Origin of the sequence: Pseudomonas sp. NPDC087804, from assembly GCF_044742965.1 — a bacterium.
Classification (GTDB): domain Bacteria; phylum Pseudomonadota; class Gammaproteobacteria; order Pseudomonadales; family Pseudomonadaceae; genus Aquipseudomonas; species Aquipseudomonas rustica.
This window is the reverse complement of sequence record NZ_JBIUVN010000026.1, coordinates 46885-73725: the sequence shown is the minus strand read 5'-3', so window position 1 is coordinate 73725 and position 26841 is coordinate 46885. Positions and strand designations below refer to the sequence as shown.

The following is a 26841-nucleotide window of genomic DNA, read 5'->3' as shown; positions in this document are numbered from 1 at the left end:
CGAACTCCGGTTTACCGGTCAATTCCATCCGCACCCGGTGCTCGTTGGAGATCAGGCGCAGGAGAAACCATTTCTGTTTCTGGCCGATGCACAGCGGTTGGCTGTGGGTACGCACCAGACGTTGCGGCAAACGATAGCGCAACCAGCCCCGAGTACAGGCCAGTATTTCAACATCTTCACGTTCCAGGCCAACTTCTTCGTTCAGCTCGCGGTACAAGGCGTCTTCCGGCGTCTCTTCAGGGTTGATTCCCCCTTGCGGAAACTGCCAGGCATCTTGATTGATACGGCGAGCCCATAGCACCTGGCCGGCGTCATTCGTCAGAATGATCCCGACATTGGGGCGGAAACCATCGGGGTCGATCACGGGCACAACCTCGCAAACGCATGTCGCCGCATTGTTCCACAAAGGTTGATGAGGCGGCAACGAAGCTTCCTACCTTATGTGCACTCTTGTGAAAAGACCGTATTCTTGTCGCCTTTTTACAGACTTATCAGCGGGTAACTGCAATGCGCCTGGCTCTATTCGATTTGGACAACACCCTTCTGGGCGGCGACAGCGATCACGCCTGGGGCGACTATCTGTGTGAACGCGGCTTCCTCGACCCGATTGCGTACAAAGCGCGCAACGACGAGTTCTATCAGGATTACCTGGCCGGCAAACTGGATAACGCCGCGTACCTGAACTTCTGCCTGGAGATCCTCGGCCGCACCGAAATGGCCGTGCTCGAGCAATGGCACAGCGATTACATGCGCGACTGCATCGAACCGATCGTGCTGCCGCAGGCGCTGGAACTGCTGAAAAAGCACCGTGATGCTGGCGATAAGCTGGTGATCATTACTGCGACCAACCGTTTCGTCACCGCGCCGATTGCTGTGCGTCTGGGCGTTGAAACCCTGATCGCCACCGAATGTGAAATGGTTGATGGCCGTTACAGCGGGCGCAGCACGGATATTCCGTGCTTCCGTGAAGGCAAGGTGACGCGCCTGAATCGTTGGCTGGAAGAGACCGGGTATTCGTTGGACGACAGCTATTTCTATAGCGATTCGATGAATGATTTGCCGTTGCTGGAGCAGGTGGCGAATCCGGTGGCTGTCGATCCGGATCCGAATCTGCGCGCCGAGGCCGAGAAGCGTGGTTGGCCGGTGATTTCGTTGCGCGACTGAAGATCAACAGATCGCAGCCTTCGGCAGCTCCTACAGGTTCGGAGTCAGATCACATTTTTTGTGATCGACAAAAATCCCGTGTAGGAGCTGCCGCAGGCTGCGATCTTTTCGCTCACACCGGTTTAGCGCCCATCAAACCGGCAATCGCTACAAAGCAGACAAAACTGAACAACGCCAAAGCAAAGCTGAACCGCCCCACCCCGCCCGGCGCCTTGCGCAACCGATTCAAACGCACAAGCAACCAAAACCACGCCAACGCCGCCACGGTGTACAGCACGCTCGACGCCAGAATCCACGTCTGCCCCAGCGGCCAGCCCACCAGATGAACCATCCACCAGCCAGTAAACGGCATGCTCAGCAGCGCCAGGCCCATCAGCAGCCAGACAAACACCCGTGGCCGCTGCAACGTACGGCTGCCCGCCGTCGCATCACCTTTGCGCTTTGCGAGAAAAACCCAGATCGCCAGACCCAGCGCACTCGCCAGCAAAACCACGGTGGCGACCACATGCGCCATTTTCAGGGCCGTTAACGTTTCCATTGTCAAAATTCCTTATTGCTTGCCCATCAGCGTAGCCGCTCAGCCGAGAAACAGCTGATAGGCGGGGTTCTCGCTTTCATCCCAGTACGGGTAGCCGATTTCCTCAAGCGCTGCCGGCACCAGATGACGCTCGTCGTGCGGCACTTGCAGGCCTGCGACCACACGGCCATCAGCAGCGCCGTGGTTGCGGTAGTGGAACATCGAGATGTTCCAGCGACCGCCGAGCTTATTAAGGAAGTTGAACAGTGCCCCCGGGCGCTCCGGGAATTCGAAGCGGAACACCACTTCATCAATCACGTGCGCCGCGTGCCCGCCAACCATGTGGCGGATGTGCAGCTTGGCCAGTTCGTTGTCGGTCAGGTCGGTGACCGGGAAACCCTGCTCGGTCAGGCTCGCCAGCAGTGCGCTGCGCGGATCGTTTTCCGGGTGGGTCTGCACGCCAACGAAAATGTGCGCTTCGCTGCCGGTGTTGTAGCGGTAGTTGAATTCGGTGATCTGGCGCTTGCCGATGGCTTCGCAGAAGTTTTTGAAGCTGCCGGCCTTCTCGGGGATGGTCACGGCGATGATTGCTTCGCGGCCTTCACCCAGTTCGGCGCGCTCGGCGACGTGGCGCAAGCGGTCGAAGTTGACGTTGGCGCCGGAGTCGATGGCGACAAAGGTCTGGCCGCTGACACCGCGTTGTTCGACGTACTTCTTGATCCCGGCTACGCCCAAGGCGCCGGCAGGTTCGGTGATCGAGCGGGTATCGTCGTAGATATCCTTGATTGCCGCACAGATCTCGTCAGTGCTGACGGTGATCACTTCATCGACGTAGTCTTTGCAGATGTCGAAGGTGTGCTGGCCGATCTGCGCCACCGCCACGCCGTCGGCAAAGATGCCCACTGTTGGCAGAACGACGCGCTCACCGGCAGCCATCGCGGCCTGCAGGCAGTTGGAGTCGTCCGGCTCGACGCCGATGACTTTGATGTCCGGGCGCAGGTATTTCACGTACGCGGCGATACCGGCGATCAGACCGCCGCCACCAACCGGGACAAAAATCGCGTCCAGCGGCTGCGGGTGCTGGCGCAGAATTTCCATCGCCACGGTGCCCTGCCCGGCGATGGTGTGCGGATCGTCGTACGGGTGAATGTAGACATAGCCTTTTTCATCGACCAGTTTCAGCGAGTAGGCCAGGGCTTCCGGGAACGAATCACCGTGCAGTACCACTTTTCCGCCACGCGAACGCACGCCTTCGACCTTGATCTCGGGGGTGGTCTTGGGCATGACGATAGTGGCTTTTACGCCCAGCACTTTCGCCGCCAGGGCCAGACCTTGCGCATGGTTGCCCGCCGACGCGGTGACCACGCCACGGGCGCGCTCTTCTTCGGTCAACTGAGTCAACTTGTTGTAGGCGCCGCGAATCTTGAACGAGAACACCGGCTGCAAGTCTTCGCGCTTGAGCCAAATGTCATTGCCCAGCCGCTCGGAGAGCTGGCGAGCGTTCTGCAGCGGGGTTTCTACGGCAACGTCATAAACGCGCGAGGTGAGGATCTTTTTGACGTACTGTTCGAGCATCGGAAAGCATCACTGAGCGGGTTGGGCAGGGCCAAGGAGTCTAACCCGGCTTTTGCCCGGGCGACCACACGAATCCAGAGGTTTTAGCCGCGCCTTAAAAGATCGCAGCCTTCGGCAGCTCCTACAGAATGCATGCGATTCCTGTAGGAGCTGCCGCAGGCTGCGATCTTTTGATCTGCCAATAGGACAATGACCTTCCCAGACATGGGGCCTATAATGCCGGCCTTTCGTTCTCCCTTCTTCGGCACCTCGGAGCCCGCATGACCCAGGATCAACTCAAACAGGCAGTGGCTCAGGCCGCCGTCGACTTCATCCTTCCGAAACTCGACGACAAGAGCATCGTTGGGGTCGGCACCGGTTCCACCGCCAACTGCTTCATCGACGCCCTGGCCCAGCACAAGGGAGCATTCGATGGCGCGGTTGCCAGCTCCGAAGCCACCGCCGCGCGCCTCAAGGGCCACGGGATTCCGGTGTATGAGCTGAACACCGTCAGCGATCTGGAGTTCTACGTCGACGGCGCCGATGAAAGCGACGCGCACCTGAACCTGATCAAGGGCGGTGGCGCCGCCCTGACCCGCGAGAAGATCGTCGCGGCCGTGGCCAAGACCTTCATCTGCATCGCCGACGCCAGCAAACTGGTGCCGGTGCTGGGCGAATTTCCGCTGCCAGTCGAAGTGATCCCGATGGCCCGCAGCCACGTTGCCCGCCAACTGGTGAAACTGGGCGGCGACCCGGTGTACCGCGAAGGCGTGCTGACCGATAACGGCAACATCATTCTGGATGTGTTCAACCTGCAGATCACCAACCCGGTGGAGCTGGAAGCGCAGATCAATGCGATTGTTGGCGTGGTGACTAACGGCTTGTTCGCGGCACGTCCGGCTGATTTGTTGTTGCTGGGTACATCTGAGGGCGTGAAAACCCTGAAGGCTGAGTAAGCCAAACTGCCCACTATTTATGGGCAAATGAAGTTCCCTTGTAGGAGTGAGCCTGCTCGCGATAGCGGTGTGTCAGTTGATATCGATGTTGACTGACACTCCGCTATCGCGAGCAGGCTCACTCCTACATTGGGTTTTGTGGTGTTGGCTAGGGCTGTGCAGGTTTTTTGAAGACGTAAAACAGGTTCGGCTCGCTCACCATGTACAGCGTGCCATCGTCGTCCATCGCAATGCCTTCCGCCTGCGGCACGGTTTTCTTCAAACCCTGACGCCCGCCACTGATGGACATCGTGCTTAACGGCCGCCCATCGACGTCCAGCTCCAGAATCAACCGCGACTCATCCGACAGTGCCAGCAAGTGGCCGCTGCGTTCGTCGTACTGCAAACTCGACAGATCACGCACAAACATCCCGGCATCGCGCTTGGGGTTGTTGATCACGTGCACCGCGTAGGATTTTTCCGGGTTGAAGTGCGGAAAACCATGCACTTCGTAGATCAGCATCGGGTCGCGCTCTTTCGCCACGAACAGGCGCTTGCCCACCGAGTCGTAAGCCAGACCTTCAAACCCCTTGTTGCCACTCATGTGCACGCCGAGGGTCATCTGCTCGGCATCCGCCGCATCGAGGAACGTGGTGCCTTCTTCCAGATGAATCTTGATCAGCCGCTGCTCACGCTCGTCGGTGATCACGTAGGTGTCGGCGCTGATGAATTCGACAGCCTCCGCATCGCCAAAGCCGATCAGCGAGATGCGCCGCAGGATCTTGCCTTCCAGCGACAGCTCAACCAGTTCGGCATTTTTGTTGGTCACGGTAAACAGGCTTTTTCGCACCGGATCGAAGGTCAGCGCTGACACATCGTCGTCCAGACCTTCGATGACCCGCGCTTCGATTTCCACACGGTATTGATCCAGACCAATGGATTCGGTGCTTTGCGGTTGCCATAAGGTGTGCAGGTTGAACCAGGCACGCTCGAACAGGCGCAGGTATTGGCCGATCGCAATCAACGCGATCAGGGCAATCACCGAGACGATGATGACCAGAGGTTTGGGACGGGCAAGTCGACGCATTCGGGCGGGCTCGGAATCAAAACAGGCGGATGAAATATCACGCCCGTCTGAACTGAAGCTTAATGGCCACTTGCCTCAAACCACAAGACAACCCTGTATTTGATCGTTCCCACGCTCTGCGTGGGAATGCCGCCGGGGACGCTCTGCGTCCGACAGTCAAAAGATCGTCCGAACGCGGCCCGAACCTTCGGCAGCTCCTACAGGATTCGATGAGGCCGTTATTTCTGTTTTTCGAAGCGGTAGAACAGGTTCGGCTCACTGACCATGTACAGCGTGCCCGCCTCGTCCATGGTCACGCCTTCGGCGCGCGGGATGGTTTTCTTGATGCCGTTGAAACCGCCGAGCAAGGTCATGAAGCTGACTTGATCGCCCTTCTCATCCAGCTCCAGCAACAAGTGCGAATCAGCGGACAGCACCAATGTGTGGCCGGTGCGCGGATCCACCGCCAGCGCCGAGAGGTTGCGGATGTCCAGCTCATCGCTGGCGAGTTTTTGCTTGTCGCCCGTCAGCGTCTGGGTGCCGTCGCTTTTCCAGGTGAACAGCGCCGGTGGCCGCTCTTCGCCCAGCAGCAGTTGCTGATTGCGCGGATCCCAGGCAATCGCTTCGAAGGCTTTGTTCTGGTCTTTCGACGGGCCGAGGTCGTATTTGGGGAAATCGGCGATGTTCAGTTCGCGGGTGTCGGCGTCGACTTTGACGATGGAGAGTATGTGCTCGCGCTCATCGACGATGGCCATCAGGCCGTTTTCCATCACGGTCAGGCCTTCTGGATTGCTCCAGCCCTTGAGCGGCATTTTGCGCAGGACGTCACCTTGCAGGCTCAGCTCGGCGAGGAATGGATTTTTGCCCATTACCGAAAACAGGGTTTTGGTCTGCGGGTTATAGGACAGGTCGGAGGCTTCGTCTTTCTCCATGCCCGGCAGCAACTTCGCGTCGATCACCGCGTGGTAGTCGGGCAACCAGACGCTTTCCTTTTGCTCGGTCGGGCTCTCGAAACGCTCCAGCACCCACAGCACGCCACGGTCATCCCAATGCATGGCGAACGCCAGGCCATAGGCGGCGGCAAGGGCCAGCGCCAGCCAGGTATACCAACGCAGGGCAAAACGTGAACGGCGGGCGGATTTGAGCTGAGTTTGAGATGACATCGAGGGACGCGTTCCGAAAATTCAGGCTATGGGTAATAGCACAAAGAGGCCGGCTCAGACGCCAGATTTTCCGGAATTATCCAGACAGGATGTGAAAAAAACGGCAAATGGCGGGATTGCCGTGTGGATTTGCAGAACTGATCACACATCTAAATGTGGAATGGGTACTGTGGTGAGGGGATTCATCCCCGATGGGCTGCGAAGCGGCCCCAAAAGCTGGGACTGCTGCGCAGTCCAACGGGGATAAATCCCCTCGCCACAAAAGCTCACACCATCAGAAAATGGTGGGTTAGCGAACGCTGCTGTTAAAGCTGCTCGCGCCCACCAGTTCCAGGACGATGTCGTCGCCCACATTCAGCGGGCCGACGCCCACTGGCGTACCAGTCAGGATCACGTCACCGGCCTGCAGCGAGAAGCAGCCGGCCATGTGCTGGATCATCGGCACGATCGGGTTGAGCATCGCACTGCTGTTGCCGTCCTGGCGGACTTCACCGTTGATGGTCAGGCGAATGCCGATGTCGGTCAGGTCAGCAAACGTGCTGCCGACCACGAACGGAGCAATCACTGCCGCGCCGTCGAACGACTTGGCGATTTCCCACGGCAGGCCCTTGGCTTTCAGCTCGGCCTGCTTGTCGCGCAGGGTCAGATCCAGCGCCGGGGCGAAACCGGAGATCGCATCGAGCACTTCTTCACGGCTCGGCTTGGTCGACAACGGCTTGCCGATCAACACGGCGATTTCCGCTTCGTAGTGCACCGAACCGCGCTCGGTCGGAATGGCGAAACCGCCTTCCAGCTCAACCACGCAACTGCCCGGTTTGATGAACAGCAACGGCTCGGTAGGCACCGGGTTGTCCAGTTCTTTGGCGTGTTCGGCGTAATTACGGCCAATGCACACGACTTTCCCGATCGGGAAGTGGATGCGCGTGCCGTCGACGTACTGGTGCTGATAGCTCATTTACCGACTCCTGCCTTCATTGATTCATCAAAGATTACAGATCAAACCGCGAAGATCTTGCCCGGGTTCATGATGCCGTTCGGGTCGAACACCGCTTTTACCGCTTTCATGTACTCGATCTCAACCGGCGAGCGGCTGTAGGTCAAATAATCACGTTTGGTCATGCCGACGCCGTGTTCGGCGGAGATCGAACCGTTGTACTTCTCGACGGTTTCGAACACCCACTTGTTGACGGTCGCGCACTTGGCGAAGAACTCGTCCTTGCTCAAGTTATCCGGCTTGAGGATGTTCAAATGCAGGTTGCCGTCGCCGATGTGGCCGAACCAGACGATTTCGAAATCCGGATAGTGTTCGCCGACGATCGCGTCGATTTCCTTTAAAAATGCCGGCACTTTCGACACGGTGACCGAGATGTCGTTTTTGTACGGCGTCCAGTGCGAGATGGTTTCGGAGATGTACTCGCGCAGCTTCCACAGGTTTTGCAGTTGGGTTTCGCTCTGGCTCATGACGCCGTCCAGCACCCAGCCCTGCTCGACGCAATGTTCAAAGGTTTCCAATGCGCTGTTGGCCACTTCTTCGGTGGTCGCTTCGAATTCCAGCAACGCGTAGAACGGGCAATCGGTTTCAAACGGCGCCGGTACGTCGCCACGACCCATGACTTTCGCCAGGGCTTTGTCGGAGAAGAATTCGAACGCGGTCAGGTCGAGTTTGCCCTGGAAGGCGTGCAGCACCGGCATGATCGAGTCGAAATCGGCTGTGCCGAGCACCATCGCGGTGAGGTTTTTCGGCGCACGATCGAGGCGCATGGTCGCTTCGACGACGAAACCCAGCGTGCCTTCAGCGCCGATGAACAGCTGGCGCAGGTCGTAACCGGTGGCGTTCTTGATCAGGTCTTTGTTCAGTTCGAGCACGTCGCCCTTGCCGGTGACGACTTTCATGCCAGCCACCCAGTTGCGGGTCATGCCATAGCGAATCACTTTGATCCCGCCGGCGTTGGTGCCGATGTTGCCGCCAATCTGGCTGGAGCCTGCCGAGGCGAAGTCGACCGGGTAGTACAGGCCTTTTTCTTCGGCGACGTTCTGTAAATGCTCGGTGACCACGCCCGGCTGACAAACGGCGGTGCGGTCAGTGAGGTTCACGTCGAGAATCTGATTCATGTAATCGAACGAGACGACCACTTCGCCATTCGCCGCCACGGCAGCGGCGGAAAGCCCGGTGCGCCCGCCCGATGGCACCAGCGCGACCTTGTGTTGATTGGCCCAACGGACAACCGCCTGCACCTGCTCAATGGTCTTGGGAAACACGATAGCGCTCGGCGCCGGGGCGAAGTGCTTGGTCCAATCCTTGCCGTACGCATTCAGGGAGTCGGCGTCGGTGAGGACTTTGCCAGGCTCAACCAGGGTCTTCAGTTCATCAATCAGGGCAGGATTGGTCATCGACAGAACTCTCGAACAATTCATGGTCATCCTGAGAACGCTTCACGTCGCAGGAATGAGTGTTTAGCGGGGAGGCTATGCTAGCATATCGACCCCGCAGGACAGTGCCTAAGGCCAGATCCGCGGAGACGACATTCTTGTCGTCCGGGTCAGCGTCTGTTGACCATTTCCTGCCATTTTTCTCCGGGATACAGGTTTACGCAGATGAGCAAGACTTCTCTCGATAAGAGCAAGATCAAGTTCCTTCTTCTCGAAGGCGTCCACCAATCGGCTGTCGACGTCCTCAAGGCGGCGGGCTACACCAGCATTGAGTACCTCACCGGTTCTCTGCCGGAAGCCCAGCTCAAGGAAAAGATTGCTGACGCTCACTTCATCGGCATTCGTTCGCGCACGCAACTGACCGAAGAGATCTTCGATCACGCGAAGAAGCTGGTAGCGGTCGGCTGTTTCTGCATCGGCACCAACCAGGTTGACCTGAGTGCTGCCCGCGAGCGCGGTATTGCCGTGTTCAACGCGCCGTACTCCAACACCCGCTCCGTTGCCGAGCTGGTGCTGGCTGAAGCGATCCTGCTGCTGCGCGGCATCCCGGAGAAAAACGCTTCCTGCCACCGTGGCGGCTGGATCAAATCCGCAGCCAACTCCTTCGAGATCCGTGGCAAGAAACTGGGCATCGTCGGCTACGGCTCGATCGGTACTCAGTTGTCGGTTCTGGCTGAAGGCCTGGGCATGCAGGTGTATTTCTACGACACCGTGACCAAGCTGCCGCTGGGCAACGCCACTCAGGTCGGTAACCTGACCGAGCTGCTGGGCATGTCCGACATCGTTACCCTGCACGTTCCGGAAACCGCTGCGACCCAGTGGATGATCGGCGAGAAGGAAATCCGCGCCATCAAGAAGGGCGGCATCCTGATCAACGCTGCTCGCGGTACCGTGGTCGAGCTGGACGCCCTGGCGGACGCGATCAAGGACAAGCACCTGATCGGCGCGGCCATCGACGTGTTCCCGGTGGAGCCACGCTCCAACGACGAAGAGTTCGAAAGCCCGCTGCGTGGCCTCGACAACGTGATCCTGACCCCGCACATCGGTGGTTCGACCGCCGAAGCGCAAGCCAACATCGGTCTGGAAGTGGCAGAGAAACTGGTCAAGTACAGCGACAACGGTACGTCGGTTTCGTCGGTCAACTTCCCGGAAGTGGCCCTGCCGGCTCACCCTGGCAAGCACCGCCTGCTGCACATCCACGAGAACATTCCGGGTGTGATGAGCGAGATCAACAAGGTCTTCGCCGAAAACGGCATCAACATCTCCGGTCAGTTCCTGCAGACCAACGAGAAGGTTGGCTACGTGGTGATCGACGTCGACGCCGAGTACTCGGATCTGGCGCAAGAGAAGCTGCAGCACATCAACGGCACTATCCGTAGCCGCGTTCTTTTCTAAGAACAGCTACAAGCCGCGAGCGACAAGCGACAAGTGATGTTCGCTTAGCTTTTGCTTGAAGCTCGTAGCTCGCAACTCGCCGCTGATAAAAAAAGGGAGCCCCGAAAGGGCTCCCTTTTTTATTCGACGTTGATGGTGATTTTCTTCGAGACGATTGGCGGGTCGAACGCCATGTGGTTCTTGTCACCCAGCTCCAGTTGCAAGGTGTGCTTGCCCGGGGCCAGTTTGATTTCAGCAAAGGTCTGGGCCTTGCCGAAGTGCATGTGGTTGGCGTCAGTCGGCACCACAGCGCCGGCCGGAACGATTTCCTTGGCGTCGATCAGCAGGTGGTGGTGACCGGTGTTGGCGGTGACGTCACCGGCCGGTGCCAGCGCGACGTCCTTGGTACCGAACTTGACCTTGAACTGCTGGGAAACCGTGGCCCCGTCCTCGGGAGAAACGATGAACACTTCGGCACCTTTTGGCGCAGGGGTGGCAGCACTGGCCAGCACCGAAACACCCATCAGCACACCGGCCAATGCTGCACGTGACATAAAGCTTTTCATTTTCTTCTCCAGTTTTTCCGTAAAATCCGCACGGTCATGACAACTTCATGACCATTCGTTGTCGAAGGCACTCGACAACCATAGCAAAGCGAGCCTGAATCAGAGCATCGCGATAATGATTTCAAAGGAGTGACCATGCGTTTTCTGCCTGGCCTGATCTGCCTGCTACCCCTTCTGAGCCCGTTGGCTCACGCCGAACTTATAGATGACGTCAATGATCGCGGTGAGCTGCGCATAGCCCTTGAGGCTAATACACCGCCCTTCAATTACAAGGACGATGGCGACAAACTCACGGGGTTCGAGGTCGAGCTGGGGCAAATGCTCGCCAACGAGCTGGATGTGCGCGCCGACTTCATCGTCACCGACGAAGCCGACCTGTACCAGGGCGTTGAAAGCGGCAAATACGACGTTGCGCTCAACCACATAGCACTGACCGCCGAACTCAAGGATCGTTTCGACGTCGAGTCTTATGGCAAGGTCGAGGCGCAGATGCTGGCGAAGAAGGATGAGCCGGCGCAGCCACAACCGATGGTGCTGGTGCAGGCGTTGACGGATGCCAAACCGAAGGCGAGCGCGCCGGTGGAATTGGCGATTCCGTTTCAAAAGGGTAACCCGGCGTTTCACGCCAGCCTTGAGAGCGCGATGCAGCGGATCAGGGCGGATGGGCGCTTGGCGGCGCTGACCGAGAAGTGGCTCACTGAACCCAAGTGAAACCTGTAGGAGCTGCGGCACGCTGCGATCTTTTGATGTTGATTCGAAAGATCAAAAAGATCAAAAGATCGCAGCGTGCCGCAGCTCCTACAGGTGATCGAGTTGGGTCAGGGCTTCTGCGGCTTGTGGGAGTTCGAGTTCGCTGAAAACCTGCACGCCATGGCGCTTGAGCAGTGCAGCCGTCACGCCTTCGCCAGTGACTTTCACGCCACTGAAAGTCCCGTCATAGGTCAGCAGGTTGCCACAGGATGGACTGTTGGCTTTCAGCACTGCCACGCGAATGCCATGCTTCTGCACGAGAGCCAGCGCCTGCCGCGCACCATCCAGAAACTGCGCACTCACATCCTCGCCCGCAGTGGTGATCACCGCAGCAGTTCCATCCAGCACCTCAGCGCCCTGCCCTCCGGGAATCTCCGCCGCCGCCCGTGGCGTCGGCAAACCGCCCGCCACTTCCGGACACAACGGCACCACGCGCCCTTCGGCAATCCACTGCTCGAGCAAATCAAACGGCCCGCTCGCGCCACCGTCGTAACGCACGCGATGACCCAGCAGGCAGCGGCTGACCAGAATCTTGTCCATCAGAACGGCTCGTTGCCACGACGGCGGAACCAACCGGTCAGCGACAAACGCTCACGGTTCGCCGGCAGCACTTCGTGCGGCACTTCACCGGAGAGAAATACCACCAGACAACCGCCAGTGGGCTGCACGTCGTGCACGCGCTCGTCGTTCAGGTACATGCGCAACTGACCTCCGTCCTCCGGCAGCCAGGCATCATTGAGGTAAACCACCACCGAGACCATGCGCTTGTCATCATCGCGAAAACGGTCGACGTGCCGGCGATAAAACGCACCGGGCGGATACAGGGCGAAATGGCATTCGAAGTCTTCAAGCCCAAGGAACAAGCCACGATTGAGCGCCTCGCGCAGGCTCTCCATCAGATTCAGGTAACGGTCGCTGGACTCAGCCTGACCGGGGTCGATCCACTGGATATGATCGCCACGAATCCCCTCGCGAATCTCTGAAAACGGCCCACGGCCAACCGCTGCCGGCGCCAGTTCACCTTCGGCCTCGCGTTTACGGCACTCGGCCGCCAACTCGCGGGTCAAACCGGCGGGCAGGAAAATGTTCTGCTGCGACCAGCCGTGATCGGCCAGGTCGTCGACAATGCGTAACAGCAGCGGGTGTTCAGAGGATATTTGCATGGCGCGCATAGTATGCCGCCGGCGAAAAATCCGACAGAGCCACGCAGCGGCTTGATACGAATTCTCGACAAGTACCGGCACCGCACGGAGAATAGTCCGCTGCTGACAGGAGTCCCTATGCGCCGTTTGCTTTTTTCACTGTTGATGTTCTGTGTTTTGCCCGCCTGGGCGGACGGCCACGATCAGCTGTACAAGGTCGCCGGCTGGCCAGAACAACGCGCGCATTTCAACGACGCCCTGACGGCCGCCCAGCAGCGCTATCAAAACAGCCTGCCGCCCGCCGTGTTTCAAGCGCTGCTGAACAACAGCAATCAGCGCTTTGCCCCGCAGGCCGTGGATCAACGCGCCGAAGCGCAACTGCGGCAGAACCTCGCCGACCCGAAACCGGCGCTGACCTTCTTTCAATCGCCACTGGGCAAAAAAATCGTCGCCGCTGAATTGCTCGCGACCCGCCGCGATCAACTGGCGAAAAACGCCAAGGGTCTGCCGAAGATGCAGGTCAGCGACAGCCGTCTGCTGATCATCGGCCACCTCGCTCAAGCCTTGCCCGCGCGTGAAGCGGGCGCCGAAGTGAGCCTGGCGATTGCCGGCGTCGCGGCAGACAGTTTGAGTTCGATGATTCCGGGATTACTTGGCGGTGGTCAAGCGCAGAGCATGTTGAACGGTCAGCGCCAGCGCCTGATGGATCAGATTGGCGCGGACATGAACAACACGCTGCTTTACGTTTATCGCGATCTGTCGGATGAAGAGCTGGAAGAGTTTGCGACGTTTGCCGAATCGGCTGAGGGCAAGGCTTATTATCAGGCGGCGCTGGCGGCGATTCGGGCGGGGTTGGCGGTTGGCCAACCCTGAAAGATCGCAGCCTTCGGCAGCTCCTACACCGATCCATGTAGGAGCTGCCGAAGGCTGCGATCTTTTGATTTTGCTCTAAAGATTCCGCCCCCTGATCCGCTTGCTCAGAAACTCGAAATACTCCTCTCGCATCTCCACCGTCTCATTCGCCAGATGATGCCGCGCCTCCGCCAGCAGCAGTATCTGCGGCCGATCAAACTTCCACTTCAACACCTGCAAATTGTGCTGCCAGTCCACCGTCATGTCCGCCTGCCCCTGAATGATCAGCGGCCGTCGCGGACTTTTTTTCGCGTGTTCAACGCGCACGATCCAGCGTGACAACGCTCCGACCCACGCCGTCGGCAAGCGCTTTGGCTGCAACGGATCTTTCAGCAGAAACGGCAGAAAATCCGGGTCATTCGAGTTCTCGCTGAAGCGCCGCGCGATGCCTCGAACAAAAGGCCTCAGCACGTAATAACTCAGCTGCGACCAACCCCACGCCCGTGGTCGCACCAGCGGCGACAACAAAATCACCTGGCCCTGCGCCGGACTGCTCTCGCCATGGTTGAGCAAATGATCGACCACAATCGCGCCGCCGGTGCTTTGCCCGCACAAATGCCACGGCTCAGGCAGGGCAATCGAACGCGCTTCGGCGAACAACGCTTGCAGGGTGTCCTGATATTCGGAGAAGTCGCGGATGCTCGCGCGCGGCCCGCTCGACAGACCATGGCCCGGCAAGTCGCAGGCGATCACGGCAAAATCCTGATCCAGCGCCCACTCGATCACATGCCGATAGAGCCCGACGTGATCGTAAAAACCGTGCAGCAGAAACAGCGTCGCCTTGACCTTCTCCGGCCACCAGCAATGGCTGACCAGTTCGTAGCCATCGACTTCGAAACGGCCCATGCCGCACCACAAATCGCGCTCGGGAAAGTCAGTCTGATAGAAGCGCTGATACGCCTTGGCCTCCTCCGACAACGGCTGCCACTCAGCCAACGGCTTGAGGCTGGCGCGTATTTGATCGGGGTCGAAAGTGGCAGGCATGCAGAGATTCCAAAACGGTAAACAGACTTTATCGGCCTGCGATATTCATCTGTCGGGGCAAGCATGGCAAGCTAGCCCACCTCTTTGGGATCGAAAACCATGCGTTCGCCCTACCGCACCGCACTGTTTGCCAGCCTGCTCGCGCTTATTTGTGCCGGGGTGCTGTGGGCGGCGTACGACTGGTTTCAGGGTCGTTACCTGCGCGCGTTCAGCGAACACACCGCGGTGTTTTCCGGTGATCCGCTGCGCCTGCCCGCTGATCTCGCCGGGCCCGGGCCGATTCGGCTGGTGCATTTCTGGGATCCGGCCTGCCCGTGCAACGTCGGCAATCAACAGCACCTGACCGAGATGGTCGAGCAATTCAGCGCCAAGGGCGTCGAGTTCTTTGCCGTGCAAAGAGCCGGCAGCCACGGCCAGTTGCCCGCCACGCTCAGCAGCTTGAAAACCCTCACGATCTTGCCCGGCTCCGAGCAAGTGCCCGCCAGCCCGGCCGTGGCGATCTGGGATCGCAGCGGCAAACTGGCGTATTTCGGCCCGTACAGCGAAGGCCTGACCTGCAACTCCAGCAACAGTTTTATCGAACCGATCCTCAACGCGCTGACCGACGATCGCCCGGTGAATGCCACGCACACTTTGGCGGTCGGCTGTTATTGCCCGTGGCCGGTGGAAGCGCAGTAAGGCATTCCGGACTTTTCGAGGACAGCACTGCACGGCACAGATGGACTGTGCTAATTGTTTGCAGCCCGACGGGCGGCAATCCCGCAAGCACAAGGAGTCACCATGAAGCGCGTGTTCACCGTACTGGCCCTGCTCATCGTTGTTCTGCTCGCCGGCGCCGGCTGGTATGTCTACAGCAAACAACCGACGCGACAGGGTCAGGTCGAACTGCGCAACCTGCAGGGTTCGGTGACCGTGCGCTACGACGAGCGCGGCGTGCCGCACATCCGCGCCGAAAATGAAACCGACCTCTACCGCGCCCTCGGTTACGTGCATGCGCAGGATCGTCTGTTCCAGATGGAAGCCATGCGCCGCCTCGCCCGTGGCGAACTGGCCGAGGTGCTCGGGCCAAAACTGCTCGACACCGACAAACTGTTCCGCAGCCTGCGCATCCGTGAGCGCGCTGCCAGTTATGTCGCCAGCCTCGATAAACAGTCGCCGTCGTGGAAGGCCCTGCAAGCCTATCTGGATGGCATCAACCAGTATCAGGACACCCACGCCGCGCCGATCGAGTTCGACGTGCTGGGCATCCCGAAACGGCCGTTCACCGCTGAAGACAGCATCAGCGTCGCCGGTTACATGGCTTACAGCTTTGCCGCCGCGTTTCGTACCGAGCCGCTGCTGACCTATGTGCGCGATCAACTCGGCGCCGATTACCTCAACGTCTTCGATCTCGACTGGCAGCCCAAAGGCGTGCTCGCCAAAGGCCACAGCAAATCGACGCCGGCTCTCGCGGCTGGCGACTGGAAAGACCTCAACGCCCTCGCCCGCCTCAGCGAACAAGCGCTGATCGACAACGGCTTGCCGCAGTTCGAAGGCAGCAACGCCTGGGTGATTGCCGGCAGCCGCAGCCAGAGCAGCAAACCGCTGCTGGCCGGAGACCCGCACATTCGTTTCTCGGTGCCGTCGGTGTGGTACGAGGCGCAATTGTCGGCGCCGGGTTTTGAGCTGTACGGCCATCATCAGGCGCTGGTGCCGTTTGCGTTTCTGGGGCACAACCTCGATTTCGGCTGGAGCCTGACCATGTTCCAGAACGACGATCTGGATCTGATCGCCGAGAAGGTCAATCCGGACAATGCCAATCAGGTCTGGTATCGCGGCCAGTGGACGGACATGGTCGTCAGCGAACAGCAGATCAACGTCAAGGGCCAATCGCCGGTGACCCTCACCCTGCGCCAATCGCCCCACGGCCCGATCGTCAACGACGCGCTCGGCACTGCAGCGGGCAAGACGCCGATCGCGATGTGGTGGGCGTTCCTCGAAACGCCGAACCCGATCCTCGAAGGTTTCTATCAGCTCAACCGCGCCGACACGTTGGCCAAGGCCCGCGCGGCTGCCGCAAAAGTGCAGGCGCCGGGGCTGAACCTGGTTTACGCCAACGCCAAGGGTGACATCGCCTGGTGGGCGTCGGCATTGCTGCCCAAGCGCCCGGCCGGGGTAAGGCCGGAATTCATTCTCGACGGCAGCAGCAATCAGGCGGACAAGGACGGTTACTACCCGTTCAGCGCCAACCCGCAGGAAGAGAACCCGGCACGCGGCTACATCGTCTCGGCCAACTTCCAGCCGCTGTCGCCGACCGGCATGGAGATTCCCGGTTACTACAACCTCGCCGACCGTGGTCAGCAACTCAATCGTCAGCTCAGCGACAAGAACATCAAGTGGACTAACGAGGCCAACCAGAAGCTGCAACTCGGCACCGCGACCGGTTACGGCCCGCGCGTGTTGGCGCCTTTGCTGCCGGTGCTGCGTGAAGTGGTGAGCGATCCAGCGCAGCTGAAACTGGTCGAGCAACTGGCGCAGTGGCCGGGTGACTATCCGCTGGACTCGGTGAGTGCGACGGTGTTTAGCCAGTTCCTCTACGACCTCGCCGATGCGGCGATGCGTGATGAATTGGGCAATGAATTTTTCGACACGTTGTTGTCGACGCGGGTGATCGATTCGGCGCTGCCACGACTGGCGGCGAACGCTGATTCGCCGTGGTGGGATAACCGCAACACGCCGGTAAAAGAGACTCGCGCCGACGTTGTGCGCACGGCGTGGCAGGCGAGCATGCAGCACTTGAAGCTGACCCTCGGCGACAACACTGCCGAGTGGAAATGGGGCGCGGCGCACACGCTGACGCATGGCCATCCGTTGGGGCAGCAGAAGCCGCTGGATCGGATTTTCAACGTCGGGCCGTTTGCGGCGCCGGGCAGTCATGAAGTGCCGAACAACCTTTCGGCGAAGATCGGCCCGGCGCCGTGGCCAGTGACGTATGGGCCGTCGACGCGGCGCTTGGTGGATTTTGCGGATCCGGCGCATGGGCTGACGATTAACCCGGTTGGGCAGAGTGGTGTGCCGTTTGATAGCCACTATGACGATCAGGCTGAGGCGTATGTTGACGGGATTTATGTGCAGGCGCACTTCAGCGAGGAAGAGGTGACGGCGAATACGCACAATACGTTGAAGCTGTTGCCGATGCGGGCTGCGCAGTAGTTCTCGATTTGCTGGGCTGGCCCTATCGCGAGCAGGCTCACTCCTACAATTGATCGCATTTCTTCTGAAAGAACGCGGTTAATTGTAGGAGTGAGCCTGCTCGCGATGAGGCACTGAAGAGCACCACACAACCTCAAACCATCAGCGCAAAATTCAGCCGAAACTGCTGCGGCGTCACGCCCAACCTGCGGTTAAACACCCCGCGCATATGCTGCGCATCGCGAAACCCGCACTGATACGCCACCGTCTTCAACGGCGCCGCCGTGCTCTCCAGCATCACCCGCGCCGCATCCACTCGCGCCCGCTCGACAAACTCCGCCGGCGTCACCTTCGCTTCCCGGGCAAACACGCGCGAGAAATTACGCGCGCTCATGTTCGCCGCGTTGGCCAGATCGGCAATGGTCAGATCGCCGGTCAGATTGGCCAGCACGTACAACTGCACCATCGCCACCGCCGACGTCGGCTCCGCGTGCGGTGTCAGAAACGGGCTGAACTGCGACTGACCGCCCGAGCGCTGAGTGAACACCACCAGCCGCTTCGCCACACTGAGCGCCACTTCAGCACCGTGATCACGCGCCAGTAAATACAGCGACAGATCAATCCCCGCCGTCACCCCCGCCGAGGTGTAGAGCGTGCCATCCTCGACGTACAAACGATCGGCGTCCACCTGCGTCGATGGACACAACTGCGCCAAGGCTTCGGCATCGTTCCAGTGCGTGGTCACGGTGCGCCCTTCCAGCAACCCGGCGCGGGCGAGCATGAAAGCGCCGTTGCAGATCGAGCCGAAACGCTGGGAGCGGGCGCAGGCGTCGCGCAGCCAGGTGTCGAACGTCGCACCGAAATCCATGAACGGCAGTTGCGGCCCGCCGGCGACCAGCAGCAGGTCATAGGCGTCCAGCGCTTCGCTGAAATGGCGATGGGCGTTGAGGATCAAGCCGTTGGAACAGGCCATCGGTGTTTTTTCCAGGCCGATCACTTCCAGCCGATAGTGATCTTCCGGCGCGAGGAAGCGGTTAGCCTCGGCGAACACATCCATGGGGCCGGTGACATCGAGCGACTGCACACCTGCGAACACCACGATGGCGACGGTTTTATTCATGTTTTCGAAGTCCCGTGTAACCCTGTGGCGAGGGGATTTATCCCCGTTGGGTTGCGAAGCAGCCCCAAGACCATACACCACGTTGTGTCAGGCAGTCCTCATGGCTGGATTTGCGACTGCTGCGCCGCCGAACGGGGATAAATCCCCTCGCCACAATGGATGGCATTCCGACCTGTGAAGGGCAGTTGGCACGATTTGCAGGTGGATTGGCAAGGATCGCAGCCATGCGCCGATTGTTCGCTTGCAGCGTCGGGAACAGACTTTCCCCATCAGCGCCACGACGGCGCTTTCAGAAAGGAAAGCACCATGAGCACGACCATCGCCGGCATCAAAATTCCCGACAGCGCCCTCGCCCGCGCCACCACCGAGTACATCCGCGACATCGAATCCGATCTGCTTTACCACCACTCGCGCCGGGTATTTCTGTTCGGCGCGCTGAGCGGTGAACGCCAGCAACTGGCCTACGATCCAGAGCTGCTCTATATCGGCGCGATGTTCCACGACCTCGGCCTGGTCGAAGGTCATCGCAGCGCTGACGAGCGTTTTGAAGTGGACGGCGCCAACGCGGCGGCGGCGTTTCTCAAGCCGTACGGTTTGAGCGATGACGACATCGAACAAGTCTGGTTATCGATCGCCCTGCACACCACGCCGGGCGTGCCGAAACACTTGCGCCCGACCGTGGCGCTGGTGACGGCGGGTGTCGAGATGGACGTGCTGGGCATGGATTACGCGGCGTTCAGCACCGTGCAGCGCGAAGCGGTGGTACATGCGCATCCACGCGGGGAAGGTTTCAATGAATGCATCATCTGCGCGTTCGCCGACGGCTTGCGCCATCGTCCGCAGACCACGTTTGGCAACGTGAAGACCGATGTGCTGAAGGATCAGGTGCCGGGGTTCAAACCGATGAACTTCGTCGAAGTCATCCGCAATTCCCCTTGGGTGAACTGAGGGCAAAATCAAAAGATCGCAGCCTGCGGCAGCTCCTACATTGGAATGTGTTCCCTGTAGGAGCTGCCGCAGGCTGCGATCTTTTGCTGTTAGGCCGCTTCCGGCGCAGGCGCGCGGCGGACGTCCGGTTGCTTCCACGAATCGGCAGCGCTTTCTTCGATGGCTTGCTGGATGGCTTTCTTGCGCGCTTCTTCGGCACGGCGGCTGAAGAACCAGACAAGGAACGTCACGATCGATACCGCCAGCAGAATCAGACTCGCCACGGCGTTGATCTCAGGCTTCACGCCCAGACGCACCGCCGAGAACACTTCCATCGGCAACGTCGTCGAACCCGGGCCGGAAACGAAGCTCGCCAGCACCAGGTCATCCAGCGACAGGGCGAAGGACATCATGCCGCCCGCCGCCAGCGATGGCGCGATCATCGGGATGGTGATCAGGAAGAACACCTTCCACGGCCGTGCGCCAAGGTCCATCGCCGCTTCTTCGATCGACAGATCGAGCTCACGCAGACGCGCCGACACCACCACCGCCACGTACGCCGCACAGAACGTCGTATGCGCGATCCAGATGGTGACAATGCCGCGTTCCTGCGGCCAGCCGATCATCTGCGCCATGGCCACAAACAGCAGCAACAGCGACAGACCGGTGATCACTTCGGGCATGACCAACGGCGCGGTCACCAGGCCGCCGAACAGCGTGCGGCCCTTGAAGTGGGTGATACGGGTCAGCACGAATGCCGCCAGCGTACCCAGTGCCACCGCTGCCACCGCCGTGTAGCAGGCGATTTCCAGCGAGCGCACCACCGAGCCCATCAGTTGGGTGTTGTCGAGCAGGCCGACGTACCACTTGATCGACCAGCCGCCCCACACCGTCACCAGTTTCGAGGCGTTGAACGAGTAGATCACGAGGATCAGCATCGGCAGGTAGATGAACAACAAACCCAGTACCAGCATCAGGCTGGAGAAACGGATGCGCTTCATTCTTTGCCCTCCATTTCTTTGGCCTGACTGCGGTTGAACAGAATGATCGGCACAATCAGGATCGCCAGCATCACCACCGCCAGCGCGGACGCCACCGGCCAGTCACGGTTGTTGAAGAACTCTTGCCAGAGCACTTTACCGATCATCAGGGTTTCCGGGCCGCCGAGCAGTTCCGGGATCACGAACTCGCCCACCACCGGGATGAACACCAGCATGCAGCCGGCAATAATCCCGTTCTTGGACAGCGGAATGGTGATTTTCCAGAAGCTGTTGAAGGTGCTCGAACCGAGGTCGGAAGCGGCTTCCAGCAGGCTGTGATCGTGCTTCACCAGGTTGGCGTACAGCGGCAGGATCATGAACGGCAGGTACGAATAGACAACACCGATGTACACCGCGAGGTTGGTGTTGAGGATCTGCAGCGGCTCGTCGATAAAGCCCATGCTCATCAGGAAACCATTGAGCAGGCCGTTGTTGCTGAGGATGCCCATCCACGCGTAAACGCGGATCAGGATCGCCGTCCAGGTCGGCATCATGATCAGCAGCACCAGCACCGTTTGCATCTCTTTACGGGCGGTGGCGATGGCATAGGCCATCGGGTAGCCGATCAACAGGCAGAGGACGGTGCTGATCAGCGCCATCTTCAACGAGCCGAGGTAGGCGGCGATGTACAACTCGTCGCCCGCCAGCATCGCGTAGTTGCCCAGGTTCAGCAGCAGTTGCAGCTTCTGTTCAACGAAGGTGTAGATCTCGGTGTACGGCGGAATCGCCACATCGGCTTCGGCGAAGCTGATCTTCAAAACGATGAAGAACGGCAACATGAAGAACAGGAACAGCCAGATGAACGGGACCCCGATGACCAGTTGCCGGCCACTGGGGATTATTCGGTTGATGCGGCGTTTGAATTTGCGCATGTTCATGAGCGAAGTACCACGCCGCTGTCGTCTTCCCAGTACACGTAAACCTGATCACCCCAGGTCGGACGTGCGCCACGGCGTTCGGCGTTGGCCACGAACGACTGCACCAGTTTGCCGCTCGGCAACTCGACGTAGAACACCGAGTGCCCACCCAGATAGGCGATGTCGTGCACCTTGCCGCTCGACCAGTTGTACTCGCAGGTCGGTTGATCGGCGGTGACCAGCAGCTTCTCCGGACGAATCGCGTAAGTCACCGATTTGTCCTGCACCGAAGTGCTGATGCCGTGGCCGACGTAGATCTGCCGATCAAGGTCTTTGCAGGTGATGGTCGCGTGGCCTTCGGCGTCGTCGATCACTTCGCCTTCGAAGATGTTGACGTTACCGATGAATTCGCAGACCAGACGGCTGGTCGGGGTTTCGTAGATGTCGATCGGGCTGCCGATCTGGGCGATCCAGCCCAGGTGCATGATCGCGATGCGCTCGGCCATGGTCATGGCCTCTTCCTGGTCGTGCGTCACCATCACGCACGTCACACCGACGCGCTCGATGATCTCGACCAGTTCCAGTTGCATTTGCGAACGCAGTTTCTTGTCGAGTGCGCCCATCGGTTCGTCGAGCAGCAGCAGCTTCGGCCGTTTGGCCAGCGAACGCGCCAGTGCCACACGCTGACGCTGACCGCCGGACAGTTGATGCGGCTTGCGCTTGGCGTACTGGCTCATCTGCACGAGCTTGAGCATTTCGGCCACGCGGGCGTCGACTTCAGCCGCCGGAATCTTGTCCTGCTTGAGGCCGAAGGCAATGTTCTGCGCCACGGTCATGTGCGGGAACAAGGCGTACGACTGGAACATCATGTTGATCGGACGTTCGTACGGCGGCATGTCGGTAATGTCGACGCCGTCGAGGAAAATGCGCCCCTCCGTGGGCCGTTCGAACCCTGCCAGCATCCGCAGCAGAGTGGATTTGCCCGATCCCGATCCGCCGAGCAGAGCGAAGATTTCGCCCTTTTTGATTTCCAGGGACACATCGTCCACGGCAATCGTCTCGTCGAACTTCTTCGTGACCCGGTCGATTTTGACCAACACCTGTTTCGGTGTCTGGTCGCCCTCGAGGGCTTTCTTATAGGCGCCGGAGGCAACTGCCATTTACGAAACTCCCAGATAAAAACAATGCAGTCCGCCCCGCAAGGCGAACCCAGGATAGTGTGTGCCTTACATCCCCGACTTGACCTTGGTCCAGCTGCGGGTCATCAGACGCTGAATGTTCGGTGGCAACTCGGTCGACACGTAGGCCTTGTCGATAACGGCCTGCGGTGGGTACACCGACTCATCGGTACGGATGGACTGTTCCATCAGTTTGTCCGACCCAGGGTTAGGGTTGGCGTAACCGACGTAATCACTGACCTGGGCAATCACCTCAGGTTTCAGCAAATAGTTGATGAAGGCGTGAGCCTCCTTCACGTTCGACGAATCCTTCGGAATCGCCAGCATGTCGAACCACAGCGCGCCGCCCTCTTTCGGCACCGAGTAGGCGATGTTCACACCTTTCTTGGCTTCGGCTGCGCGGTTCTTCGCCTGGAAAATATCGCCGGAGAAACCGATGGCCACGCAGATGTCGCCGTTGGCCAGGTCACCGATGTATTTCGAGGAGTGGAAGTAGGTCACGTAAGGACGCACCGCGAGCAGCTTGGCCGTGGCTTTTTCGTAGTCCTTGGGATTGGTGCTGTTGGCGTTCAGGCCCATGTAGTTGAGCACGGTCGGCATCATTTCATCCGCCGAATCGAGGAACGCTACGCCGCAACTTTGCAGCTTCTTGATGTTCTCTGGTTCGAACAAAACACCCCAGGAATCGATCTTGTCGACACCCAGCACAGCCTTCACTTTATCGACGTTGTAACCGATGCCGTTGGTGCCCCACAGGTACGGCACGGCGTACAAGTTGCCCGGATCGTTCTGCTCCAGACGCTTGAGCAGCGCCGGGTCGAGATTCGAATAGTTCGGCAGTTGTGAGCGGTCGAGCTTCTGGAACGCGCCTGCCTTGATCTGCTTGCCGAGGAAGTGGTTCGACGGCACGACCACGTCGTAACCGGTACGCCCGGCCAGCAGTTTGCCTTCCAGGGTTTCGTTGGAATCGAACACGTCGTAAACCGGTTTGATCCCGGTGGCTTTCTGGAAGTCAGCCAGGGTCGTCTCGCCGATGTAGTCCGACCAGTTATAAATATGCACCGTACCGGCGGCCTGGGCACCGACAGCAATCGTCAGGCCGGCAGTGGCCAGCAGGGCATTGCGCAAAGAAGAAAAAATAGGCAAGTGGAGGTCCTCTAAATTAGTTGGGCCCAAGTTGCCCCGCGCTGCATGACAGCCGTGGCTGCCCGGCAACAAAACCGGCGCGCAACTTACCCTCGAAAAACCGTTCCAGCAAAACTTTTGTCATTTAATTGATCCGCTGGCCGCCATCGCGAGGGCGACGGCCAGCGGTTATCGCTTCAAATCGGCTTATTTACCGGATTTGATCTTGGTCCAGCTGCGGGTCATGATCCGCTGAGTTGCGGCCGGCAAGTCGGCGATCGCGTACAGCTTGGCCAGTACGTCAGCCGGTGGGTAAACGCCCGGATCGCTGGTGATGTCTTTATCAACCAGTGGCGTTGCAGCGGCGTTACCGTTCGGGAAGCGTACGGCGTTGGTGATTTCAGCCATGATTTCCGGCTTCTGCAGGAAGGTCATGAACTTGTAGGCGCCTTCGACGTTTTCGGCATCTTTAGGGATGGCGACCATGTCGTAGAAGCTGCCCGCACCTTCTTTCGGAATGTTGTAGCTGACTTTCACCTTGTCACCGGCTTCAGCCGCGCGGGACTTGGCCTGGTAGATGTCACCCGAGTAACCCACGGCGACGCAGATATTGCCGTTGGCCAGGTCGGAGATGTACTTGGACGAGTGGAAGTAGGCGATCGAAGGACGCACCTTCATGATCAGCGCTTCAGCCTTGTCGATGTCTTCTTTCTTCTGGCTGTCGGTTGGCAGGCCCAGGTAGTGCAACGCCACCGGAATCATCTCGGTTGGCGAGTCGAGCAGGCTGATGCCGCAGGATTTCAGCTTGGCCGCGTTTTCCGGCTTGAAGATCAGGTCCCACGAATCGACAGGTGCGTCGGCACCCAGTGCAGCCTTGACCTTCTCGGCGTTGAAGCCAATACCGATCGAGCCCCACATGTACGGGAAAGCGTGCTCGTTGCCCGGGTCGCTGACCGACACGGCTTTGAGCAAATCGGTGTTGAGGTTTTTCCAGTTAGGCAGCTTGGACTTGTCCAGCGTCTGGTAAACACCGGCCTTGATCTGCTTGGCGAGGAAGTTGTTCGACGGTACGACGATGTCGTAGCCGGACTTGCCTGCGAGCAGTTTGGCTTCGAGGGTTTCGTTGCTGTCGAAGACGTCGTAAACGACTTTGATGCCCGACTCGTCTTCAAACTTCTTGATGGTGTCCGGAGCGATGTAGTCCGACCAGTTGTAGACGTGCAACACCTTGTCGTCCGCCTGAGCCGCAGCCGCCATGATTCCCATCAGGGACATGGCGAGCAGAGTCTTGCCAGCGAGCTTTTTGCCTAATGCCTTCATGCGTAATGCTCCAAATTTTCTTTTTTTGAACCACTTTGTTCAGCGGCCGAACCCGGACAACTGGAACCGCGGCTAGTCTGGCAAGATCCGAGGCGGTCTTTCAAGAAAAGACCAGCCTTTCTGACAGCTTTGAGCGAGAGCGCCGCGGCTCCCCCGCTCAAAGCCTAGCACTTAGCCCTGCAACGCACTGAGGGTCAGATCCAGGCACTTGCGTGCCTTTGTAACCAGTTCATCGATCTCCGCTTTGCTGATCACCAGCGGCGGCGCGATGATCATGGTGTCGCCGACAGCGCGCATGATCAGGCCGTTATCAAAGCAGAACTGACGGCAGATCATGCCGACGCCCTTGCCTTCGTAACGCTTGCGAGTGGCCTTGTCCTGCACCAGCTCGATGGCCCCCAACAGACCGACGCCGCGAACTTCACCCACCAACGGGTGATCATTCAGTTCTCGCAGACGTTTCTGCAAATACGGTGCCGTTTCGTTGTGCGCGTTCTCGATAATTTTTTCGTCGCGCAGAATGCGGATGTTTTCCAGACCCACCGCTGCCGCCACCGGGTGACCGGAGTAGGTGAAGCCGTGGTTGAAATCGCCACCTTCGTTGAGCACTGCCACCACGGTGTCGCGCACGATCAGGCCACCCATCGGGATGTAGCCGGAGGTCAGGCCTTTGGCGATGGTCATCATGTCAGGCTTGAGGTCGTAGAAATCGCTACCGAACCACTCACCGGTACGGCCGAAACCGCAGATCACTTCGTCCGCCACGAACAGGATGTCGTATTTGGCGAGAATTTCCTTGATGCGCGGCCAGTAGGTGTCTGGCGGAATGATCACGCCGCCGGCACCCTGAATCGGCTCGGCAATAAAGGCACCGACGTTGTCGACGCCGACTTCGAGAATCTTTTCTTCCAGCTGATTGGCCGCCCAGATACCGAACTCTTCCGGGGACATGTCGCCACCTTCAGCGAACCAGTACGGCTGCGCGATGTGGACGATGCCCGGGATCGGCAGGTCGCCCTGTTCGTGCATATAAGTCATGCCACCGAGGCTCGCGCCGGCCACGGTCGAACCGTGATAACCGTTCTTGCGACTGATGATGACTTTCTTGTTTGGCTGGCCTTTGATTGCCCAGTAGTGACGAACCATACGCAGCATGGTGTCGTTGCCTTCGGAGCCGGAACCGGTGAAGAACACATGGTTCATGCCCTCTGGTGCCACGTCGGCGATCGACTTGGCCAGTTCCAGTGCCGGCGGGTGCGCGGTCTGGAAGAACAGGTTGTAGTACGGCAGTTCACGCATCTGTCTGGCGGCGGCGTCGGCCAGTTCATCACGACCGTAACCGATGGCCACGCACCACAGACCGGCCATGCCGTCGAGGATCTTGTTGCCCTCGCTGTCCCACAGGTACACGCCCTTGGCGCTGGTAATGATCCGCGGACCTTTCTCTTTCAGCTGCTTGAAGTCGCTGAACGGCGCCAGGTGGTGATCATTGCTGAGTGCTTGCCACTCGCGGGTTTGCGGGTTGTTGCTGGTCATGCCAATTCTC

Annotated in this window: 26 protein-coding genes; 8 read left to right on the top strand and 18 right to left on the bottom strand. The window is 59.3% G+C overall.

Translation table 11 applies throughout. The features are described from left to right. On the bottom strand, positions 1–364 hold a 364-nt coding region (locus ACIOMO_RS23175; protein ID WP_401243772.1), incomplete at its 3' end, for an RNA pyrophosphohydrolase. 143 nt (positions 365–507) lie between these two features. Between ACIOMO_RS23175 and ACIOMO_RS23170 the strand changes: the two genes are divergently transcribed. Then, on the top strand, positions 508–1164 hold the full coding sequence (locus ACIOMO_RS23170) for an HAD family hydrolase (RefSeq protein WP_401243770.1): 657 nt from the start codon (positions 508–510) through the stop codon (positions 1162–1164). 112 nt (positions 1165–1276) lie between these two features. Here ACIOMO_RS23170 and ACIOMO_RS23165 read toward each other — a convergent pair whose 3' ends face one another. Both ACIOMO_RS23165 and ilvA read right to left on the bottom strand, forming a co-directional pair. Next, positions 1277–1702, bottom strand: coding sequence for a DUF2269 domain-containing protein (locus ACIOMO_RS23165; RefSeq protein ID WP_401243768.1), 426 nt, complete (start codon positions 1700–1702; stop codon positions 1277–1279). A gap of 39 nt (positions 1703–1741) precedes the next feature. Continuing rightward, positions 1742–3256 carry a threonine ammonia-lyase, biosynthetic gene (ilvA, locus tag ACIOMO_RS23160; RefSeq protein WP_212545109.1) on the bottom strand — a complete coding sequence of 505 codons (1515 nt, stop codon included), beginning with the start codon at positions 3254–3256 and terminating at the stop codon, positions 1742–1744. 260 nt (positions 3257–3516) lie between these two features. Between ilvA and rpiA the strand changes: the two genes are divergently transcribed. After that, positions 3517–4191 carry a ribose-5-phosphate isomerase RpiA gene (gene rpiA, locus ACIOMO_RS23155; RefSeq protein WP_007913886.1) on the top strand — a complete coding sequence of 225 codons (675 nt, stop codon included), beginning with the start codon at positions 3517–3519 and terminating at the stop codon, positions 4189–4191. Between the two features lie 148 nt (positions 4192–4339). Here the strand turns inward: rpiA and ACIOMO_RS23150 are convergent, their stop codons facing one another. The 4 genes from ACIOMO_RS23150 to ACIOMO_RS23135 all read right to left on the bottom strand — a co-directional run bounded on the left by ACIOMO_RS23150 (position 4340) and on the right by ACIOMO_RS23135 (position 8790). Next, on the bottom strand, positions 4340–5257 hold the full coding sequence (locus ACIOMO_RS23150) for an SdiA-regulated domain-containing protein (protein ID WP_401243766.1): 918 nt from the start codon (positions 5255–5257) through the stop codon (positions 4340–4342). 218 nt (positions 5258–5475) lie between these two features. Beyond that, complete coding sequence (locus ACIOMO_RS23145) at positions 5476–6399, bottom strand: SdiA-regulated domain-containing protein (protein ID WP_212550171.1); 924 nt, start codon at positions 6397–6399, stop codon at positions 5476–5478. Positions 6400–6688: 289 nt separating this feature from the next. Continuing rightward, positions 6689–7354 (bottom strand): fumarylacetoacetate hydrolase family protein, encoded by a 666-nt coding sequence (locus ACIOMO_RS23140; RefSeq protein WP_053124802.1) that lies wholly within the window; start codon positions 7352–7354, stop codon positions 6689–6691. A 41-nt stretch (positions 7355–7395) separates the two neighbouring features. Next, a complete protein-coding gene (locus tag ACIOMO_RS23135) occupies positions 7396–8790 on the bottom strand; it encodes an FAD-binding oxidoreductase (RefSeq protein ID WP_053124803.1) in 1395 nt (464 codons plus the stop codon). A gap of 204 nt (positions 8791–8994) precedes the next feature. On the opposite strand from ACIOMO_RS23135, the gene serA reads away from it, so the two are divergent. After that, positions 8995–10224 (top strand): phosphoglycerate dehydrogenase, encoded by a 1230-nt coding sequence (gene serA / locus ACIOMO_RS23130; protein WP_053124806.1) that lies wholly within the window; start codon positions 8995–8997, stop codon positions 10222–10224. A 119-nt stretch (positions 10225–10343) separates the two neighbouring features. Here the strand turns inward: serA and ACIOMO_RS23125 are convergent, their stop codons facing one another. Continuing rightward, positions 10344–10769: a DUF4399 domain-containing protein gene (locus ACIOMO_RS23125; protein ID WP_053124809.1), complete on the bottom strand. Its 426-nt coding sequence runs from the start codon at positions 10767–10769 to the stop codon at positions 10344–10346. A gap of 135 nt (positions 10770–10904) precedes the next feature. On the opposite strand from ACIOMO_RS23125, the gene ACIOMO_RS23120 reads away from it, so the two are divergent. Next, positions 10905–11480 carry a transporter substrate-binding domain-containing protein gene (locus tag ACIOMO_RS23120; RefSeq protein ID WP_401243762.1) on the top strand — a complete coding sequence of 192 codons (576 nt, stop codon included), beginning with the start codon at positions 10905–10907 and terminating at the stop codon, positions 11478–11480. A gap of 87 nt (positions 11481–11567) precedes the next feature. Here the strand turns inward: ACIOMO_RS23120 and ACIOMO_RS23115 are convergent, their stop codons facing one another. Next, on the bottom strand, positions 11568–12059 hold the full coding sequence (locus tag ACIOMO_RS23115; RefSeq protein WP_401243760.1) for a DUF523 domain-containing protein: 492 nt from the start codon (positions 12057–12059) through the stop codon (positions 11568–11570). Next, positions 12059–12691: a 2OG-Fe(II) oxygenase gene (locus tag ACIOMO_RS23110; protein ID WP_159811918.1), complete on the bottom strand. Its 633-nt coding sequence runs from the start codon at positions 12689–12691 to the stop codon at positions 12059–12061. The genes ACIOMO_RS23115 and ACIOMO_RS23110 overlap by 1 nt, the downstream gene beginning before the upstream one ends. Positions 12692–12799: 108 nt before the next feature. On the opposite strand from ACIOMO_RS23110, the gene ACIOMO_RS23105 reads away from it, so the two are divergent. Further along, entirely contained in the window at positions 12800–13534 is a 735-nt protein-coding gene (locus ACIOMO_RS23105; protein WP_400651543.1) for a DUF2059 domain-containing protein, read from the top strand. Positions 13535–13609: 75 nt separating this feature from the next. On the opposite strand, the gene ACIOMO_RS23100 is transcribed toward ACIOMO_RS23105, so the two are convergent. Next, positions 13610–14557, bottom strand: coding sequence for an alpha/beta hydrolase (locus ACIOMO_RS23100; protein ID WP_212550174.1), 948 nt, complete (start codon positions 14555–14557; stop codon positions 13610–13612). 99 nt (positions 14558–14656) lie between these two features. Here ACIOMO_RS23100 and ACIOMO_RS23095 point away from each other — a divergent pair, with 99 nt between their 5' ends. Both ACIOMO_RS23095 and ACIOMO_RS23090 read left to right on the top strand, forming a co-directional pair. Continuing rightward, on the top strand, positions 14657–15235 hold the full coding sequence (locus tag ACIOMO_RS23095) for a DUF6436 domain-containing protein (protein ID WP_212545116.1): 579 nt from the start codon (positions 14657–14659) through the stop codon (positions 15233–15235). A 102-nt stretch (positions 15236–15337) separates the two neighbouring features. Beyond that, positions 15338–17749 (top strand): penicillin acylase family protein, encoded by a 2412-nt coding sequence (locus tag ACIOMO_RS23090; RefSeq protein WP_401243757.1) that lies wholly within the window; start codon positions 15338–15340, stop codon positions 17747–17749. Between the two features lie 133 nt (positions 17750–17882). Here the strand turns inward: ACIOMO_RS23090 and ACIOMO_RS23085 are convergent, their stop codons facing one another. Beyond that, positions 17883–18848, bottom strand: coding sequence for a GlxA family transcriptional regulator (locus ACIOMO_RS23085; protein WP_401243755.1), 966 nt, complete (start codon positions 18846–18848; stop codon positions 17883–17885). 306 nt (positions 18849–19154) lie between these two features. Between ACIOMO_RS23085 and ACIOMO_RS23080 the strand changes: the two genes are divergently transcribed. Beyond that, complete coding sequence (locus tag ACIOMO_RS23080) at positions 19155–19796, top strand: HD domain-containing protein (protein ID WP_401243753.1); 642 nt, start codon at positions 19155–19157, stop codon at positions 19794–19796. A gap of 89 nt (positions 19797–19885) precedes the next feature. On the opposite strand, the gene ACIOMO_RS23075 is transcribed toward ACIOMO_RS23080, so the two are convergent. The 6 genes from ACIOMO_RS23075 to ACIOMO_RS23050 all read right to left on the bottom strand — a co-directional run bounded on the left by ACIOMO_RS23075 (position 19886) and on the right by ACIOMO_RS23050 (position 26831). Further along, positions 19886–20776 carry an ABC transporter permease subunit gene (locus ACIOMO_RS23075; protein ID WP_053124828.1) on the bottom strand — a complete coding sequence of 297 codons (891 nt, stop codon included), beginning with the start codon at positions 20774–20776 and terminating at the stop codon, positions 19886–19888. Continuing rightward, positions 20773–21654 (bottom strand): ABC transporter permease subunit, encoded by an 882-nt coding sequence (locus ACIOMO_RS23070; RefSeq protein ID WP_172680169.1) that lies wholly within the window; start codon positions 21652–21654, stop codon positions 20773–20775. The genes ACIOMO_RS23075 and ACIOMO_RS23070 overlap by 4 nt, the downstream gene beginning before the upstream one ends. A gap of 35 nt (positions 21655–21689) precedes the next feature. Further along, on the bottom strand, positions 21690–22832 hold the full coding sequence (locus ACIOMO_RS23065; RefSeq protein WP_008085321.1) for an ABC transporter ATP-binding protein: 1143 nt from the start codon (positions 22830–22832) through the stop codon (positions 21690–21692). Positions 22833–22898: 66 nt separating this feature from the next. After that, the gene (locus ACIOMO_RS23060) at positions 22899–23996 is read right to left on the bottom strand and encodes a polyamine ABC transporter substrate-binding protein (protein ID WP_053124832.1); all 1098 of its coding nucleotides are present in this window, start codon (positions 23994–23996) and stop codon (positions 22899–22901) included. 186 nt (positions 23997–24182) lie between these two features. Further along, positions 24183–25295 carry a polyamine ABC transporter substrate-binding protein gene (locus tag ACIOMO_RS23055; protein ID WP_053124834.1) on the bottom strand — a complete coding sequence of 371 codons (1113 nt, stop codon included), beginning with the start codon at positions 25293–25295 and terminating at the stop codon, positions 24183–24185. 171 nt (positions 25296–25466) lie between these two features. Beyond that, entirely contained in the window at positions 25467–26831 is a 1365-nt protein-coding gene (locus ACIOMO_RS23050; RefSeq protein WP_053124836.1) for an aspartate aminotransferase family protein, read from the bottom strand. Positions 26832–26841: the final 10 nt, after the last annotated feature.

Coding starts and splice junctions, on each gene's coding strand:
- ACIOMO_RS23170 (WP_401243770.1), top strand. CDS start 508: ATGCGCCTGGCTCTATTCGATTTGGACAACACCCTTCTGGGCGGCGAC.
- ACIOMO_RS23165 (WP_401243768.1), bottom strand. CDS start 1,702: ATGGAAACGTTAACGGCCCTGAAAATGGCGCATGTGGTCGCCACCGTG.
- ilvA (WP_212545109.1), bottom strand. CDS start 3,256: ATGCTCGAACAGTACGTCAAAAAGATCCTCACCTCGCGCGTTTATGAC.
- rpiA (WP_007913886.1), top strand. CDS start 3,517: ATGACCCAGGATCAACTCAAACAGGCAGTGGCTCAGGCCGCCGTCGAC.
- ACIOMO_RS23150 (WP_401243766.1), bottom strand. CDS start 5,257: ATGCGTCGACTTGCCCGTCCCAAACCTCTGGTCATCATCGTCTCGGTG.
- ACIOMO_RS23145 (WP_212550171.1), bottom strand. CDS start 6,399: ATGTCATCTCAAACTCAGCTCAAATCCGCCCGCCGTTCACGTTTTGCC.
- ACIOMO_RS23140 (WP_053124802.1), bottom strand. CDS start 7,354: ATGAGCTATCAGCACCAGTACGTCGACGGCACGCGCATCCACTTCCCG.
- ACIOMO_RS23135 (WP_053124803.1), bottom strand. CDS start 8,790: ATGACCAATCCTGCCCTGATTGATGAACTGAAGACCCTGGTTGAGCCT.
- serA (WP_053124806.1), top strand. CDS start 8,995: ATGAGCAAGACTTCTCTCGATAAGAGCAAGATCAAGTTCCTTCTTCTC.
- ACIOMO_RS23125 (WP_053124809.1), bottom strand. CDS start 10,769: ATGAAAAGCTTTATGTCACGTGCAGCATTGGCCGGTGTGCTGATGGGT.
- ACIOMO_RS23120 (WP_401243762.1), top strand. CDS start 10,905: ATGCGTTTTCTGCCTGGCCTGATCTGCCTGCTACCCCTTCTGAGCCCG.
- ACIOMO_RS23115 (WP_401243760.1), bottom strand. CDS start 12,059: ATGGACAAGATTCTGGTCAGCCGCTGCCTGCTGGGTCATCGCGTGCGT.
- ACIOMO_RS23110 (WP_159811918.1), bottom strand. CDS start 12,691: ATGCGCGCCATGCAAATATCCTCTGAACACCCGCTGCTGTTACGCATT.
- ACIOMO_RS23105 (WP_400651543.1), top strand. CDS start 12,800: ATGCGCCGTTTGCTTTTTTCACTGTTGATGTTCTGTGTTTTGCCCGCC.
- ACIOMO_RS23100 (WP_212550174.1), bottom strand. CDS start 14,557: ATGCCTGCCACTTTCGACCCCGATCAAATACGCGCCAGCCTCAAGCCG.
- ACIOMO_RS23095 (WP_212545116.1), top strand. CDS start 14,657: ATGCGTTCGCCCTACCGCACCGCACTGTTTGCCAGCCTGCTCGCGCTT.
- ACIOMO_RS23090 (WP_401243757.1), top strand. CDS start 15,338: ATGAAGCGCGTGTTCACCGTACTGGCCCTGCTCATCGTTGTTCTGCTC.
- ACIOMO_RS23085 (WP_401243755.1), bottom strand. CDS start 18,848: ATGAATAAAACCGTCGCCATCGTGGTGTTCGCAGGTGTGCAGTCGCTC.
- ACIOMO_RS23080 (WP_401243753.1), top strand. CDS start 19,155: ATGAGCACGACCATCGCCGGCATCAAAATTCCCGACAGCGCCCTCGCC.
- ACIOMO_RS23075 (WP_053124828.1), bottom strand. CDS start 20,776: ATGAAGCGCATCCGTTTCTCCAGCCTGATGCTGGTACTGGGTTTGTTG.
- ACIOMO_RS23065 (WP_008085321.1), bottom strand. CDS start 22,832: ATGGCAGTTGCCTCCGGCGCCTATAAGAAAGCCCTCGAGGGCGACCAG.
- ACIOMO_RS23055 (WP_053124834.1), bottom strand. CDS start 25,295: ATGAAGGCATTAGGCAAAAAGCTCGCTGGCAAGACTCTGCTCGCCATG.
- ACIOMO_RS23050 (WP_053124836.1), bottom strand. CDS start 26,831: ATGACCAGCAACAACCCGCAAACCCGCGAGTGGCAAGCACTCAGCAAT.